Genomic DNA, 15,251 nt, shown 5'->3' on the forward strand with positions numbered 1-15,251 from the left:
TGGCGCCCGGCCGTTGTCAGCGGTCGAAGTCCAGCTCCACCTTCTCCGTCACCGGGTGCGACTGGCAGGCCAGCACATAGCCCGCCCCCGTCTCCTCCGCCTCCAGCGCGAAGTTGCGGTCCATGCGCACCTCGCCCGAGACCAGGTAGGCCCGGCAGGTGCCGCACACGCCGCCCTTGCAGGCGTAGGGCGCGTCGGGGCGGTTGCGCAGCACCGTCTCCAGGAGCGACTCGCCGTCCTGCACGGGCCAGGTCCCGCCGCGCCCGTCGAGCCGGGCGGTCACAGTGCTGTGCGCGGGGGCATCGGCGCTCGGTACCGGCGCCGCTCCCGCGTCCACGTGGAAGATCTCCTCGTGGATCCGGGCCCGCTCCACACCGAGCCCCCGAAGCGCCCGCTCCGCACCCTGCACCAGCCCGTACGGCCCGCACAGGAACCAGCCCGCCACGCCGGCCACCGGCAGCAGCGCGGGCAGGAGCGCGGTCAGCCGCTCCTGGTCGAGCCGCCCGGACGGCAGCCCGGCCTGCTGCTCCTCCCGGGACAGCACCGTCACCAGCTGGAGCCGCTCGGGGTGCCGGTCCTTCAGGTCGGCGACCTCCTCGAGGAACATCGTCGAGGCCGCCGTACGGTCGCTGCGTATCAGACAGAACCGTGCCCCCGGCTCCCGCTCCAGCAGGGTCGAGACGATGGACAGCACCGGGGTGATGCCGCTGCCGCCGACGATCGCCGCGTAGAGACCCGGCGCTGGTTCGAGGGTGAATCGGCCGGCCGGGGTCATCACGTCCAGCTCGTCGCCGACGTTGATCTCCTTCAGCGCGTACGTCGAGAAGGCTCCGCTCTCCACCAGGCGCACCCCGACCCGCAGGGTGGCCGGACCCGCGGCGCCGGGCTCGGGCGCAGGCGAGCAGATCGAGTACGTCCGCCGTATCTCCGTCCCGTCGCAGCGGCGTCGCAGCGCCAGGTGCTGGCCCGGGGTGTGGCGGTACTCCTCGCGCAGCTCCGGGGGCACGTCGAAGGTCAGGGCCACGGAGTCGTCGGTGATCCGGTCGACCGCGGCCACCGGGAGCGCGTGGAAGCGGGCCATCACAACTCCTTGAAGTGGTCGAACGGTTCACGGCAGGACAGACAGCGCCGCAGCGCCTTGCACGCGGTCGAGGAGAACCGGCTGAGCAGCTCGGTGTCGGCGGATCCGCAGTGCGGGCAGCGGACGGCTTCCTCGGGTGTGGCCGTGCGGGTCGGGCCCAGAGCGAGCGTCACCGGTCCGGCGTCCCGGTGCTCGCGCGGGGGAGCGATGCCGAACTCCCGCAGTTTGCGCCGCCCTTCGGCGGTGATGTCGTCGGTCGACCAGGCGGGCGAGAGCACTTTGCGCACGGTGACCTCGCGCAGGCCGTGCTCGCGCAGCACCCGCTCTATGTCCAGGGACATCGCCTCGACGGCCGGGCAGCCCGTGTAGGTCGGGGTCAGCTCGACCTCGGCCGAGTCCGCGCCGCGGACGTGCACCGCGCGCACCACGCCCAGTTCGGCGAGGGTGAGCACGGGCAGTTCGGGGTCGGGCACCGAGCCGGCGAGTGCGAGGAGTTCCGCCTCCAGCGGGGTGGTCGTGGTCACCATGCCGCCCCCGGGTGGCTGCGGTGCAGGTGCTGCATCTCGGCGAGCATCCGCCCGAACGGCTCGGTGTGCAGGCCCTGGCGCCCGGCGCCCGCCGACCACGCGCCGGTCCGCGCTCCCTCGGGGAGTGTCAGGGTGGCGCGGCGCAGGACGTCGCCCACGGACTCCAGCCAGGCCGTCTCCAGGCCCGAGAAGCCGGCGTCCAGCCCCTCCACCGGCTGGAACGGCTCCCCGGTGAACTTCCACAGCGCCTGGCACGCCCGCCGCATCCGCTCGTGGCTCTCGTCCGTGCCGTCCCCGAGCCGCAGCGTCCACTGCTCGGCGTGATCGCGGTGGTAGGCGACCTCCTTGACGGCCTTCGCGGCGAGCGGCGCGAACGGGCCGCCGCTCGCGGCCAGTTCGGAGTACAGCAGGTGCTGGTAGGTGGAGAAGTACAGCTGGCGGGCGATCGTGTGCGCGAAGTCGCCGTTGGGCTGCTCGACCAGCTGCAGGTTGCGGAAGGCGCGCTCCTCGCGCAGATACGCCAGGTCGTCCTCGTCGCCCACCATGGACAGCAGCACCCGGGCCTGGCCGAGCAGATCGAGGGCGATGTTGGCGAGGGCGACCTCCTCCTCGAGGACGGGCGCGTGGCCCGCCCACTCCCCCAGGCGGTGGGAGAGCACCAGGGCGTCGTCGCCGAGGGCGAGTGCGGCGGTCATCGGCACGGTGGCGGTCACAGGTGCTTCACCCCTTCCGGGATCTCGTAGAAGGTCGGGTGGCGGTAGGGCTTGTCGGCGGCCGGCTCGAAGAAGGGGTCCTTCTCGTCGGGCGAGGACGCGGTGATGGCGGCGGCCGGGACGACCCAGATCGAGACGCCCTCGCCGCGCCGGGTGTACAGGTCGCGGGCGTTGCGCAGGGCGAACTCCGCGTCCGGCGCGTGCAGGCTGCCGGCGTGGGTGTGGGAGAGGCCGCGGCGGGAGCGCACGAAGACCTCCCACAGGGGCCAGTCGGTGTTCGTCATGCGCGGGCTCCTCCTGTGCCGCCGGTGTGCTTGACCGCGTACGCCGCGCCCGCCTCTCTCACCCACGCGCCCTCGTCATGTGCCCGGCGGCGCTGGGTGATCCGCTCTTCGTTGCACGGGCCGTTGCCCTTGAGGACCTCCCAGAACTCCGTCCAGTCGATCGCCCCGAACTCGTAGTGCCCCCGTTCCTCGTCCCAGCGCAGGTCCGGGTCGGGGAGCGTGAGGCCGAGGGATTCGGCCTGGGGAACGCAGATGTCCACGAAGCGCTGGCGCAGCTCGTCGTTCGAGCGGCGCTTGATTTTCCAGGCCATGGACTGCGCCGAGTGCTGCGATTCGTCGTCGGGCGGGCCGAACATCATCAGGGACGGCCACCACCAGCGGTCCACGGCGTCCTGCGCCATGGCGTGCTGCTCGGGCGTGCCGTTGCTCAGCGCCAGCAGCAGCTCGTACCCCTGGCGCTGGTGGAAGGACTCCTCCTTGCAGATGCGGACCATCGCGCGCGCGTACGGGCCGTACGAGCAGCGGCACAGGGGCACCTGGTTGGTGATCGCGGCGCCGTCCACCAGCCAGCCGATCGCGCCGACGTCCGCCCAGGTCAGGGTGGGGTAGTTGAAGATCGAGGAGTACTTCTGGCGGCCGCTGTGCAGCTTGTCCAGCAGCTCGTCGCGGCCCGTGCCGAGGGTCTCGGCGGCGCTGTACAGATAAAGACCGTGCCCCGCCTCGTCCTGGACCTTGGCCATGAGGATGGCCTTGCGGCGCAGCGAGGGTGCGCGCGTGATCCAGTTGGCCTCCGGCTGCATGCCGATGATCTCGGAGTGGGCGTGCTGGGCGATCTGCCTCACCAGCGTCGCGCGGTACGCGTCGGGCATCCAGTCGCGGGGTTCGATGCGCTCGTCCGCGGCCACGGCGGCGTCGAAGGCACGCTCGAACTCCGCCGTGCCGGCGGTGTCCTCGCCGTATGCCCCCGCGGGGTCCGTACGGTGCGCGGCTGCTGTGGTCATGCGGTCCCCCTGACCTCGGGCTCTGCCTGGACATCGTCCCGACCGATCGTTCGGTCCGTGCGATTCAATGGTGAGCGAGCGGTCGTGACGTGTCAACCGCTGTGGACAACCGGGCGATCCGGCCTGTGGACAACTCGTGGAGCCCGGCGCTGGGCCCGTGCACTGCGGGCCCGGATGCGGGCGCCCCACCAGCGGCGACGGCGGAATCGGGCCCCGCGAGCGGTACGGCCACGCCGGCGACCGGCCGCCCGGGGCTGCGCCCGGCCACCGGGGCTGAGTACCGTTCCGTGCGAGCGCCGTGGAGTGGCGTTCGTGGACCTGGCCAGGCGGTGTCCCTCGGCGGGGCGACCGGACAACGGAGCGGGATCGGGAACGGGGCGGAATGGACGCGTATGACGGGGACTCGAACGCCCCGGACGGGCCGATCGGGGCGAACGGGACGCGTCGAGCGGGGGACCCGGAGGATCTGCGGAGCCCGGAGGGCTTGGGGGATCTGGCCGGCCCGGAGGGCTCCAGGGACCCGGAGAATTCGGGGAGCCCGGAGCCCGTGCCCTCGCTCGCTCCGGCCCCGCCCCCTCCCCCCACCGACCGGCCGGGGCCACCCCGCACCGGTGTCGCCGCTCTTTCGCTCCGGTATCAGATCGGTGCCGCCCTGGCGCTCGCGGCGGTGGCCGTCGGGGCCTGTGTGCATCTCGGGATGGTGTTTCTGAGCGTCGCGCCGGCGAACACCGTGACGAAGCAGCACGGCACCGCGATCGAGGAGTGGGTGTACCCGGAGTTCGAGCAGAACTGGCGGCTCTTCGCGCCGAACCCCCTGCAGCAGGACATCGCGATACAGGTGCGTGCCCAGGTGAGGACGAAGGACGGGAACATCGAGACCACCGGCTGGAACGATCTGTCCGCCCGTGACGGCGAGGCCATCGACGGCAGCCTCCTGCCCAGCCACACCCGGCAGAACGAGCTGCGCCGGGCCTGGGAGTTCCTCGCCGCCACGCACGGCGGCGACAACCGCCCCGCCGGTCTGCGTGGCGCGCTCTCCGAGCAGTACGTGCGCCGGATCGCGGTGATGCGGCTGTACCGGGAGGACGCGACGAGCCGGCAGGGCACCATAGAGAGCGTCCAGGTCCGCTCGGAGACGATCAACGTGCCGCCGCCCGCGTGGAGCCACGAAGAGGTGTCCCAGAAGCCGGTCTACCGCCTGCTGCCCTGGTGGACGGTCACTCCGGACGAGGCCGCGAGGGGGGTCCGGTGAACCGCTTCGCCCTGTCGCTCTCGCGCGGCATCGCCCGTGTCACCGAGGCGGCCCTCGGCCCCTACCAGTCCGCCGTGATCCGCATCGGCTTCGCCGGCACCTGGCTGCTGTTCCTGCTGCGCGAGTTCCCGCACCGCCAGGAGCTGTACGGCCCCGACGGTCCGTGGAGCTGGGATCTCGCCCGGCAGCTGACCGCGGACAACAATGCCTTCACCGCGCTGCTGTGGTTCGACGGGCAGGCCTGGTTCGAGTTCTGCTATCTGCTGGCCGTGGTCGCGTGCCTTCTGCTGCTGCTGGGCTGGCGCAGCCGTACGGCCTCGGTGCTGTTCATGGTGGGCGTGCTCTCGCTGCAGAACCGCAGTGTCTTCATAGGCGACGGCGGCGACAACGTGCTGCACCTGATGTCCATCTATCTGGTGTTCACGCGCTGCGGCCAGGTCTGGTCCCTGGACGCGCGGCGGGCGGCGCGCAAGGACGCGGCATGCGCGCGTGGCGAGCGGGTCACCGACCGGGTCGGTCCGGTCCTGTGGGCGGTGCTCGGAGTGGGGCTCCTGACGGTGACCCTGAGCGGCCGGCTGGGCAGCGGCCTGCTGGTGCCCGTGCTCCTGTGGACGGTGTGGGCGGGGCTCGCCCTGTGGTGGGCGGTCGGGCGCTGGGCGCGGTCGGCCGAGCCGCGGATCCTGCTGGACGTCGTCGCGAACATCCTGCACAACGGCGCCATGTTCGTGATCACGGCCGAGGCGTGCCTGATCTACGCGACGGCCGGTTGGTACAAGATCCAGGGCTCACGCTGGCAGGACGGCACCGCCGTCTACTACCCCCTGCACCTGGACTCCTTCTCGCCCTGGCCGGGGCTCGCCGACCTGATGTCGTCGAACGGCACGCTGGTCATGCTCATCACGTACGGGACGGTCATGGTGCAGGTCGCCTTCCCGTTCACGCTGTTCAACCGGCGGGTCAAGAACGTCCTGCTGGCCGCGATGATGACCGAGCACGCGGTGATCGCGGTCGTCCTGGGGCTGCCGTTCTTCTCGCTGGCGATGATCGCGGCGGACTCCGTCTTCCTGCCGACCTCGTTCCTGCGCCGGCTCGGCGGCTGGGCTGCACGGGCGCGTGAGCGGCTGCGCGGAGGCGGCGGCCGGATGCTCCCGCCGCCCCGCTCCCCGGAGGGCGGCGAGCGGGCGCGCGTAGGCTTCACGGCATGACCGACCCCGTGCTCCGCTGGGCCGAGGGCGCCGGCACCGGCGTCCTGCTCGACGGCTTCCACCCCCTCAAGCACGCCCTGCGCTTCGGCGCCGAGGTGCCGGTGGCGGTCACCACGGACCGCAGCGCCGCGCTCGCCCTCGCCGGAGAGCTGGCTGCGGATCTGGTGGACACCCTGGGCGCGCTGCTGACCGAGGTCACCGAGGAGACGTACGCGTCCCTGGTGCCCCGCCCGCATCCGACAGGGGTCGCCGCCCTGGCCGTACGGCCGTCCCGCGCGGGCAACCTGCGCGCGCTGGCCCGCACGCCCCGCACCGCCCCGGTGGTGGTCCTCGACAACCCCCGCAACCTCGGCAACGCGGGCGCCGTGATCCGGCTGGCCGCGGGCTTCGGCGCGACCGGGGTCGTCACCACGGGCACGCTCGACCCCTGGCACCCCACCGTCGTGCGCGGCGGGGCGGGACTGCACTTCGCGACCGCCGTGGAGCGCCTGGCCGTCGAGGAACTGCCCGCCGGGCCCGTGTTCGCGCTCGATCCCGAGGGCGAGGACATCCGGGGCACGAAGCTCCCCGACGACGCCGTGCTGGCCTTCGGCTCGGAACGCAACGGGCTGTCCGCCGAACTGCGCGCGCGTGCCGACCACTTGCTGGCCCTGCCGATGCGCCCCCAGGTCTCCAGCTACAACCTCGCCACCAGCGTGGCGATGGCCCTGTACCACTGGAGCGTCACCGGGGGCGCGTCCGTGACGCCCTGAGCGGCCTTGCCCCCGGGTTCGTCACCGCTCTTCCAGCGGAGCGCCTAGGCGTCCTCGCGGACCTCGACGACCCGGAAGCGGCTCGCGACGAACGCACCGTCCGTGAGGGCCGCGTTGGCCGCCGGGTTGCCGCCCGAGCCGTGGAAGTCGGAGAAGGCGGCCGTCTGGTTGACGTACACCCCGCCGGTGAGGTTGAACGACAGCTGGGCCGCCTCCTCCAGGCAGACCTCCCGCACCGCGTCCTCGACCTCCGGGTCGGTCGTGTACGCGCCTACCGTCATCGCGCCCTTCTCGCGGACCGTGCGGCGCAGCAGCTCCACCGCGTCGGAGGCCGAGTCGACGGCGACGGCGAAGGAGACGGGGCCGAAGCACTCGCTCATGTAGGCCGCCTCGTCGTCCGGCTTGGCGCCGTCCAGTTTGACGATCACGGGCGTGCGCACGACCGCCCGCGGGAACTCCGGGTTGCTGATCTCGCGGGAGGCGAGGGCGACTTCGCCGAGCCCGGCCGCGGCCTCGAGGCGGGCCTTGACGTCCGGGTTGACGATCGCGCCGAGCAGCGCGTTCGCGCGCGTGTCGTCGCCGAGCAGGCCGTCGATCGCGCGCGCGAGGTCGGCGACCACCTCGTCGTAGGACCTGGGGCCCTCGTCGGTGCGGATGCCGTCGCGCGGGATCAGCAGGTTCTGCGGGGTGGTGCACATCTGGCCGCTGTACAGGGACAGCGAGAAGGCCAGGTTGGCGAGCATCCCCTTGTAATTGTCAGTCGACTCGACGAGCACCGTGTTGACGCCGGCCTTCTCCGTGTAGACCTGCGCCTGGCGGGCGTTGGTCTCCAGCCAGTCACCGAACGCCGTGGAGCCCGTGTAGTCGATGATCCGGATCTCGGGGCGGGTGGCCAGGGTCTTCGCGATGCCCTCGCCGGGCCGCTCGGCGGCCAGCGCGACCAGGTTCGGGTCGAAGCCCGCCTCGGCGAGCACCTCGCGCGCGACCTGGACGGTGAGAGCGAGCGGCAGCACCGCGCGCGGGTGGGGCTTGACCAGGACCGCGTTGCCGGTGGCGAGGGAGGCGAACATGCCCGGGTAGCCGTTCCACGTCGGGAAGGTGTTGCAGCCGATGAGCAGCGCGATGCCGCGCGGGACCGGCGTGAACTGCTTGGTCATCGTGAGCGGGTCGCGCTTGCCCTGGGGCTTGACCCACTCCGCCGTGTCGGGCGTGCGGACCTGCTCCACGTACGCGTACGCCACCGCCTCCAGGCCGCGGTCCTGCGCGTGCGGGCCGCCCGCCTGGAACGCCATCATGAACGCCTGGCCGCTGGTGTGCATGACCGCGTGCGCGAACTCCATCGTGCGGTCGCTGATCCGCTTGAGGATCTCCAGGCAGACCACGGCACGGGTCTCCGCGCCCGCGTCCCGCCACGCGCGCCGGCCGGCCTTCATGGCGGGCAGCAGGGTCTCCACGTCCGCGTGCGGGTACGTCACGCCCAGCTCGACGCCGTACGGCGACACCTCGCCACCCACCCAGTCGTCCGTGCCGGGCTGGCCGAGGTCCAGACGGGTGCCCAGGACGGCGTCGAAGGCCGCCTTGCCCTCCGGCAGGCTCAGGCTGCCGTTCTCCCCGTACGCCTTGGGATGTTCGGGGTGCGGGGACCAGTACGCGCGCGTGCGGATCGCCTCCAGCGCCTGGTCGAGCGTGGGCCGGTGCCTGGCGATCAGCTCGTGCGGGGTCAGTTCGGCCATGGGGGACCAACTCCTCGTCTCAAGAGCTCCTCGTCGAGCTCATGACCTGGGCAGAAACATGGGCGGAAACGGGCGTCCAGAGTTAGAGTAACCGAACGATCGGTCGGGACAAGGGGGTCCGCCGCATCTGTGGACAACGCCGTGCGGGAGGATCGCGCACATGACAGCACTCGACCTCAGCAGCCCCGTGGGCGTCGTCGGCACCGGCACCATGGGCCAGGGCATCGCCCAGGTCGCGCTGGTCGCGGGCCACCGCGTGCGGCTCCACGACGCCGTGCCCGGGCGCGCCCGGGAAGCGGCCGCCGCGATCGGCGCCCGCCTCGACCGGCTCGTCGAGAAGGACCGGCTCTCCGCGTCCGGCCGGGACGCGGCCCGCGCGCGGCTGGCACCCGCCGAGAGTCTCGCCGAACTCGCCGACTGCCACCTGGTCGTCGAGGCCGCGCTGGAGCGGCTCGAGGTCAAGCAGGAACTCTTCCGCGAGCTGGAGGACGTCGTCGCCGACGACTGTCTGCTCGCCACCAACACCTCGTCCCTGTCGGTGACCGCCATCGGCGGCGCCCTGCGCAGCCCGGGACGCTTCGTGGGCCTGCACTTCTTCAACCCGGCCCCGCTGCTGCCGCTCGTCGAGGTCGTCTCCGGGTTCGCCACCGACGTCACGTCGGCCACGCGCGCGTACGAGACCGCCCGCGCCTGGGGCAAGACGCCGGTCGCCTGCGCGGACACCCCCGGCTTCATCGTCAACCGCATCGCCCGGCCCTTCTACGCCGAGGCCTTCGCGGTCTACGAGGCCCAGGCCGCCGACCCGGCCACCATCGACGCCGTCCTGAGGGAGAGCGGCGGCTTCCGGATGGGCGCCTTCGAGCTGACCGACCTCATCGGACAGGACGTCAACGAGTCCGTCACACACTCCGTGTGGGAGTCCTTCTTCCGCGACGTCCGCTTCGCGCCCTCCCTGGCGCAGCGCCGGCTCGTCGAGTCCGGCCGGCTCGGCCGCAAGTCCGGACACGGCTGGTACGACTACGCCGACGGCGCCGAGCGGGCCGAGCCGCACACCGCCGAGAAGGAGCGGCCGCCCGCGTACGTCGTCGCCGAGGGCGACCTGGGTCCGGCGTCCGAACTGCCCGCCCTGATCCGCGAGGCGGGCATCCAGGTACGCACCGAGGAGGAGGACCACGGCACCCGGCTCGTGCTGCCCGGCGGCGGCCAGCTGGCGCTCGCCGACGGCCAGACCTCCGTGGAGTTCCGCGACGTCGTCTACTTCGACCTGGCGCTCGACTACCGCAGGGCCACCCGCATCGCCCTGTCCGCCTCCCAGGACACCTCGCCGGCCACCCTCGCCGAGGCCACCGGCCTCTTCCAGGCGCTCGGCAAGGACGTCAGCCTCGTCGGCGACGTCCCCGGCATGATCGTCGCCCGCACGGTCGCCCGGATCGTCGACCTGGCGCACGACGCCGTCGCCAAGGGCGTCGCGACCGAGGAGGACATCGACACGGCGATGCGCCTGGGCGTCAACTACCCGCTCGGCCCCTTCGAGTGGAGCCGCAGGCTCGGCCGCGGCTGGGCCTACGACCTCCTAGACGACCTGCATCTGCGCGACCCCTCGGGCCGCTACGCGCCCTCCCTCGCCCTATACCGCCACGCGTACGCCTCCGACAAGCGGGAGGGCAGCACCTCATGACCACCGCCAAGCGCGACACATACACCCCGGAGACGCTGCTCTCGGTCGCCGTCCGGGTCTTCAACGAGCGCGGCTACGACGGCACCTCCATGGAGCACCTCTCCAAGGCGGCGGGCATCTCCAAGTCGTCGATCTACCACCACGTGTCCGGCAAGGAGGAACTGCTGCGCCGGGCCGTCAGCAGGGCGCTCGACGGCCTCTTCGGGATCCTCGACGAGGACCACGCGCGCGTGGGGCGTGCCGCGGACCGTCTGGAGTACGTCGTACGGCGCATGGTCGAGGTGCTCATAGCCGAGCTGCCGTACGTGACGCTGCTGCTGCGCGTGCGCGGCAACACCGGGACCGAGCGCTGGGCGCTGGAACGGCGCCGCGAGTTCGACCACCAGGTGGCCGCGCTGCTGAGTGCGGCCGCCGCAGACGGGGACGTGCGGGGCGACGTGGAGGTCCGCCTCGCGACCCGGCTGGTCTTCGGGATGATCAACTCGATCGTGGAGTGGTACCGGCCCGACGGGCGCGGCGTGAGCGAGCGCGAGGTGGCCGACGCGGTGGTGCGGCTGGTCTTCTCCGGCCTGCGGCGCGACTGACCTCAGCCCTCCGGTTCCAGGTCCTCCTCCTCGAACACCAGCAACGTGCGCGTGCTCAGCACCTCGGGGATCGCCTGGAGCCGGGTGAGCACCAGCTCGCGCAGTGCTCTGTTGTCCGGCGTGTGCACCAGCAGCAGGACGTCGAAGTCGCCGCCCACCAGCGCGATGTGGGAGGCACCGGGCAACTGCCGGAGCTGCTCGCGCACCGTGCGCCACGTGTTCTGCACGATCTTCAGCGTGATGTACGCCGAGGTGCCCTGCCCGGCGCGCTCGTGGTCGACGCGGGCCCCGAAGCCGCGGATCACGCCGTCCTCGACGAGACGGTTGATGCGCGCGTAGGCGTTGGCGCGGGAGACGTGGACGCGCTCGGCGACGGACCGTATCGACGCGCGGCCGTCCGCCTGGAGGATCTGCAGAATGTCCTGATCTATGGCGTCCAGCGGACGCGCGGGCGCCGGTACGGCACTGTCCTCGGGACCTTCGGCCATTTGTTCAGATGCCATGCGCCCTCCCCTCCCTGCCATGGACGTACTGCGTTCATTTCAAGTTGTGGAGAACCGTTTGTCCACAGCCTGGAGGTGCCTGTAGCCAAAATGTGTCGGCGACCGAACAATCGGTAGGTGAGGCGCCTCACAGTCGACGCGCCTCCCGTAGCCACTCCCACGAGGAGGTGCCGTCATGACGGTCATGGAGCAGCGGGGCGCGTACCGGCCATCGCCGCCGCCCGCCTGGCAGCCCAGGATGGACCCCGCACCGCTGCTGCCCGACGCCGAGCCCCACCGCGTCCTCGGCACGGAGGCCGCCGCCAAGGCCGACCCGGACCTGCTGCGCAGGCTGTACGCGCAGCTGGTGCGCGGCCGCCGGTACAACGCGCAGGCCACCGCCCTCACCAAGCAGGGCCGGCTCGCCGTCTACCCCTCCAGCACCGGCCAGGAGGCCTGCGAGATCGCCGCCGCGCTGGCGCTCGAGGAGCGCGACTGGCTCTTCCCCAGCTACCGCGACACCCTCGCCGTCGTCGCCCGCGGCGTCGACCCCGTCGAGGCGCTGACCCTGCTGCGCGGCGACTGGCACACCGGCTACGACCCCTACGCGCACCGCGTGGCCCCCCTGAGCACCCCGCTCGCCACCCAGCTCCCGCACGCCGTCGGCCTCGCGCACGCCGCCCGCCTCAAGGGCGACGACGTGGTCGCGCTCGCCATGGTCGGCGACGGCGGCACCAGCGAGGGCGACTTCCACGAGGCGCTGAACTTCGCCGCCGTCTGGCAGGCCCCCGTCGTCTTCCTGGTCCAGAACAACGGCTTCGCCATCTCCGTCCCGCTCGCCAAGCAGACCGCCGCACCCTCCCTGGCCCACAAGGCCGTCGGGTACGGCATGCGGGGCCGGCTGGTCGACGGCAACGACGCCGCCGCCGTGCACGAGGTCCTCTCCGACGCCGTACGGCACGCGCGCGCCGGCGGCGGCCCGACCCTGATCGAGGCCGTCACGTACCGCATCGACGCCCACACCAACGCCGATGACGCGACCCGCTACCGCGGTGACGCCGAGGTAGCGGCCTGGCGCGACCACGACCCGATCCTGCTGCTGGAACGCGAACTGACGGGCCGCGAGCTCCTCGACGAGGAGGGCATCGCCGCCGCCCGCGAGGACGCCGAGACCATGGCGGCCGACCTGCGCGAGCGCATGAACCGGGACCCGCGGCTCGACCCCCTGGACATCTTCGCCCACGTGTACGCCGAGCCGACCCCACAACTGCAGGAGCAGCAGGCCCTGTTGCGGGCCGAGCTGGAGGCCGAGCAGGAAGGCGGCCGTCGATGACCACCGTGGCCGTCAAGCCCGCCACCATGGCGCAGGCCCTCACGCGCGCGTTGCGCGACGCGATGGCCGACGACCCCGCAGTGCACGTCATGGGAGAGGACGTCGGCACCCTCGGCGGCGTCTTCCGGGTCACCGACGGACTCGCCAAGGAGTTCGGCGAGGACCGCTGCACCGACACCCCGCTGGCCGAGGCGGGCATCCTCGGCACGGCCGTCGGCATGGCGATGTACGGACTGCGCCCGGTCGTGGAGATGCAGTTCGACGCCTTCGCCTACCCGGCGTTCGAGCAACTGGCCAGTCACGTAGCCAAGATGCGCAACCGCACCCGCGGCGCGATGCCCCTGCCGATCACCATCCGCGTCCCCTACGGCGGCGGCATCGGCGGCGTCGAGCACCACAGCGACTCGTCCGAGGCGTACTACATGGCGACTCCGGGGCTCCATGTCGTCACGCCCGCGACCGTCGCCGACGCCTACGGACTGCTGCGCGCCGCGATCGCCTCCGACGACCCGGTCGTCTTCCTGGAGCCGAAGCGGCTGTACTGGTCCAAGGACGCCTGGAACCCTGAGCACCCGACGGCCGTTGAACCCATCGGCCGCGCGGTGGTGCGGCGCTCGGGCCGGAGCGCCACGCTCATCACGTACGGGCCGTCCGTCCCCGTCTGCCTCGAAGCCGCCGAGGCGGCACAGGCGGAGGGATGGGACCTCGAAGTCGTCGACCTGCGCTCGCTGGTGCCGTTCGACGACGAGACGGTCGCCGCCTCGGTACGGCGGACCGGGCGCGCGGTCGTCGTGCACGAGTCGGGCGGGTTCGGCGGCCCGGGCGGGGAGATCGCGGCCCGCGTCACGGAGCGCTGCTTCCATCATCTGGAGGCACCGGTGCTGCGCGTGGCCGGATTCGACATCCCCTACCCGCCGCCGATGCTGGAGAGGCACCACCTGCCCGGCGTCGACCGGATCCTGGACGCGGTGGCGCGTCTGCAGTGGGAGGCCGAAGGCTGATGGCACAGGTGCTGGAGTTCAAGCTCCCCGACCTCGGGGAGGGGCTGACCGAGGCGGAGATCGTCCGCTGGCTGGTCGAGGTCGGTGACGTGGTCGCCGTCGACCAGCCGGTCGTCGAGGTCGAGACGGCCAAGGCGATGGTCGAGGTCCCCTGCCCGTACGGCGGCGTGGTCACCGCCCGCTTCGGCGAGGAGGGCACGGAACTGCCCGTCGGGGCACCGCTGATCACCGTGGCGGTGGGCAAGTCCGACGTCGGCGAGGAGCCCGAGGGCTCGGGCAACGTCCTGGTGGGCTACGGCACGGGCACCGCGCCGGCGCGGCGGCGAAGGGTGCGGCCGACGCCGGTCGGATCTGCGGGAGCGGGTGCGGCGGGCGGGGTGCCCGAGCGAGGAGCGGCCGCGGCAGGAGGCCCGGCCGACGCGGGCGTGCCGGCCGGGCACGGCAGCATGTCGGCGGCGAGCCCGGCCAACGGCTCCGCCGGAGCGGTTGCGCCCGTCACGCGCAACGGATCCGCCTCCGACGGGCCGCATGCCGAGGGCCCCGTTCCCGTGATCTCCCCCCTCGTGCGCCGGCTCGCCCGGGACAACGGCCTGGACCTGCGGCAGCTGACGGGATCGGGACCCGACGGGCTCATCCTGCGCGTGGACGTGGAGGACGCGTTGCGGGCGGGCGCGGCCCAAGCGGGACCGGCCTGGACCGCGATCACGCCGACGACCCTGGCTCCGGCTCCGGCTCCTGTACCCCTCACACAACCCGGCGCCCAAGCCACCCGCATCCCCCTCAAGGGCATCCGCGGAGCCGTTGCCGACAAGCTCTCCCGCAGCCGGCGGGAGATCCCGGACGCGACCTGCTGGGTGGACGCCGACGCGACGGAACTCATGCGCGCGCGGTCGGCGATGAACGCCGCCGGTGGCCCGAAGATCTCCCTCCTCGCGCTCCTCGCCCGGATCTGCACCGCCGCCCTGGCCCGGTTCCCCGAACTCAACTCGTCGGTCGACATCCAGGCCCGCGAGGTCGTGCAGTTCGACCAGGTCCACCTCGGCTTCGCCGCGCAGACCGAGCGCGGGCTGGTCGTCCCCGTCGTACGGGACGCGCACGCGCGGGACGCCGAGGGGCTGACGGCGGAGTTCGCGCGGCTGACCGAGGCCGCGCGCACCGGGACCCTGACGCCCGGGGAACTCACCGGCGGGACCTTCACGTTGAACAACTACGGCGTGTTCGGCGTCGACGGCTCCACGCCGATCATCAACCACCCCGAGGCGGCCATGCTCGGCGTGGGCCGCATCGTCCCCAAGCCCTGGGTGCACGAGGGCGAACTGGCGGTGCGGCAGGTCGTCCAGCTGTCTCTCACCTTCGACCACAGGGTGTGCGACGGCGGCACGGCGGGCGGCTTCCTGCGGTACGTGGCGGACTGCGTGGAGCAGCCCGCGGTGCTGCTGCGCACCCTGTGAACCCCGGGCATACGGACACCGCTCTGTCCGCATGCCGTACGGGGGTATGGCAATGATCCATCCGGCGCCCATACTCGGAGGGTGACCGCCCACGACGAGCCCGCCGCACCACACGCGACGGAACCGCACGCCGCGGCAGCGCCGGCTGCCGCCGCCGAGGAAGGCGCGCCGTAC

The 15,251-nt window shown here is 72.5% G+C and carries 15 protein-coding genes; 8 read left to right on the forward strand and 7 right to left on the reverse strand.

Annotated elements, in window-relative coordinates; translation table 11 throughout:
• Nucleotides 1-16: 16 nt before the first annotated feature.
• The 5 genes from IEZ19_RS13880 to paaA are packed head-to-tail and all read right to left on the reverse strand — an operon-like array spanning nt 17 to nt 3,606.
• Nucleotides 17-1,081: a 2Fe-2S iron-sulfur cluster-binding protein gene (locus IEZ19_RS13880; RefSeq protein ID WP_189311451.1), complete on the reverse strand. Its 1,065-nt coding sequence runs from the start codon at nt 1,079-1,081 to the stop codon at nt 17-19.
• The gene (paaD, locus tag IEZ19_RS13885) at nt 1,081-1,605 is read right to left on the reverse strand and encodes a 1,2-phenylacetyl-CoA epoxidase subunit PaaD (RefSeq protein ID WP_189311569.1); all 525 of its coding nucleotides are present in this window, start codon (nt 1,603-1,605) and stop codon (nt 1,081-1,083) included. Before paaD ends, IEZ19_RS13880 begins: the two co-directional genes overlap by 1 nt.
• Nucleotides 1,602-2,321 carry a 1,2-phenylacetyl-CoA epoxidase subunit PaaC gene (paaC, locus tag IEZ19_RS13890; protein WP_373296969.1) on the reverse strand — a complete coding sequence of 240 codons (720 nt, stop codon included), beginning with the start codon at nt 2,319-2,321 and terminating at the stop codon, nt 1,602-1,604. The genes paaD and paaC overlap by 4 nt, the downstream gene beginning before the upstream one ends.
• Nucleotides 2,318-2,605, reverse strand: coding sequence for a 1,2-phenylacetyl-CoA epoxidase subunit PaaB (gene paaB, locus IEZ19_RS13895; protein WP_189311452.1), 288 nt, complete (start codon nt 2,603-2,605; stop codon nt 2,318-2,320). The genes paaC and paaB overlap by 4 nt, the downstream gene beginning before the upstream one ends.
• Complete coding sequence (gene paaA / locus IEZ19_RS13900; RefSeq protein WP_189311453.1) at nt 2,602-3,606, reverse strand: 1,2-phenylacetyl-CoA epoxidase subunit PaaA; 1,005 nt, start codon at nt 3,604-3,606, stop codon at nt 2,602-2,604. The genes paaB and paaA overlap by 4 nt, the downstream gene beginning before the upstream one ends.
• Nucleotides 3,607-3,988: 382 nt before the next feature.
• Here paaA and IEZ19_RS13905 point away from each other — a divergent pair, with 382 nt between their 5' ends.
• From IEZ19_RS13905 to IEZ19_RS13915, 3 genes are read left to right on the forward strand one after another with little or no spacing between them, the layout of a single operon-like run.
• Nucleotides 3,989-4,858: a DUF5819 family protein gene (locus IEZ19_RS13905; protein WP_189311454.1), complete on the forward strand. Its 870-nt coding sequence runs from the start codon at nt 3,989-3,991 to the stop codon at nt 4,856-4,858.
• Nucleotides 4,855-6,063, forward strand: a complete 1,209-nt coding sequence (locus IEZ19_RS13910) for an HTTM domain-containing protein (protein WP_189311455.1) — start codon at nt 4,855-4,857, stop codon at nt 6,061-6,063. The genes IEZ19_RS13905 and IEZ19_RS13910 overlap by 4 nt, the downstream gene beginning before the upstream one ends.
• Nucleotides 6,060-6,815, forward strand: coding sequence for a TrmH family RNA methyltransferase (locus IEZ19_RS13915; protein WP_189311456.1), 756 nt, complete (start codon nt 6,060-6,062; stop codon nt 6,813-6,815). The genes IEZ19_RS13910 and IEZ19_RS13915 overlap by 4 nt, the downstream gene beginning before the upstream one ends.
• 44 nt (nt 6,816-6,859) lie before the next feature.
• On the opposite strand, the gene paaN is transcribed toward IEZ19_RS13915, so the two are convergent.
• Complete coding sequence (gene paaN / locus IEZ19_RS13920; protein ID WP_189311457.1) at nt 6,860-8,548, reverse strand: phenylacetic acid degradation protein PaaN; 1,689 nt, start codon at nt 8,546-8,548, stop codon at nt 6,860-6,862.
• Nucleotides 8,549-8,708: 160 nt separating this feature from the next.
• Here paaN and IEZ19_RS13925 point away from each other — a divergent pair, with 160 nt between their 5' ends.
• Together IEZ19_RS13925 and IEZ19_RS13930 are read left to right on the forward strand one after the other, a co-directional pair.
• Complete coding sequence (locus tag IEZ19_RS13925) at nt 8,709-10,226, forward strand: 3-hydroxyacyl-CoA dehydrogenase (protein ID WP_189311458.1); 1,518 nt, start codon at nt 8,709-8,711, stop codon at nt 10,224-10,226.
• Nucleotides 10,223-10,810 (forward strand): TetR/AcrR family transcriptional regulator, encoded by a 588-nt coding sequence (locus IEZ19_RS13930; RefSeq protein ID WP_189311459.1) that lies wholly within the window; start codon nt 10,223-10,225, stop codon nt 10,808-10,810. Before IEZ19_RS13925 ends, IEZ19_RS13930 begins: the two co-directional genes overlap by 4 nt.
• 2 nt (nt 10,811-10,812) lie before the next feature.
• Here the strand turns inward: IEZ19_RS13930 and IEZ19_RS13935 are convergent, their stop codons facing one another.
• Nucleotides 10,813-11,298, reverse strand: coding sequence for an Lrp/AsnC family transcriptional regulator (locus IEZ19_RS13935; protein WP_189311571.1), 486 nt, complete (start codon nt 11,296-11,298; stop codon nt 10,813-10,815).
• A 190-nt stretch (nt 11,299-11,488) separates the two neighbouring features.
• Here IEZ19_RS13935 and pdhA point away from each other — a divergent pair, with 190 nt between their 5' ends.
• From pdhA to IEZ19_RS13950, 3 genes are read left to right on the forward strand one after another with little or no spacing between them, the layout of a single operon-like run.
• Complete coding sequence (pdhA, locus tag IEZ19_RS13940) at nt 11,489-12,625, forward strand: pyruvate dehydrogenase (acetyl-transferring) E1 component subunit alpha (protein WP_189311460.1); 1,137 nt, start codon at nt 11,489-11,491, stop codon at nt 12,623-12,625.
• Entirely contained in the window at nt 12,622-13,626 is a 1,005-nt protein-coding gene (locus IEZ19_RS13945; RefSeq protein WP_189311461.1) for an alpha-ketoacid dehydrogenase subunit beta, read from the forward strand. The genes pdhA and IEZ19_RS13945 overlap by 4 nt, the downstream gene beginning before the upstream one ends.
• Complete coding sequence (locus tag IEZ19_RS13950) at nt 13,626-15,077, forward strand: dihydrolipoamide acetyltransferase family protein (protein ID WP_189311462.1); 1,452 nt, start codon at nt 13,626-13,628, stop codon at nt 15,075-15,077. The genes IEZ19_RS13945 and IEZ19_RS13950 overlap by 1 nt, the downstream gene beginning before the upstream one ends.
• Nucleotides 15,078-15,251 lie beyond the last annotated feature (174 nt).

This window comes from Streptomyces brasiliensis (genome assembly GCF_014647875.1).
GTDB classification, from domain to species: domain Bacteria; phylum Actinomycetota; class Actinomycetes; order Streptomycetales; family Streptomycetaceae; genus Streptomyces; species Streptomyces brasiliensis.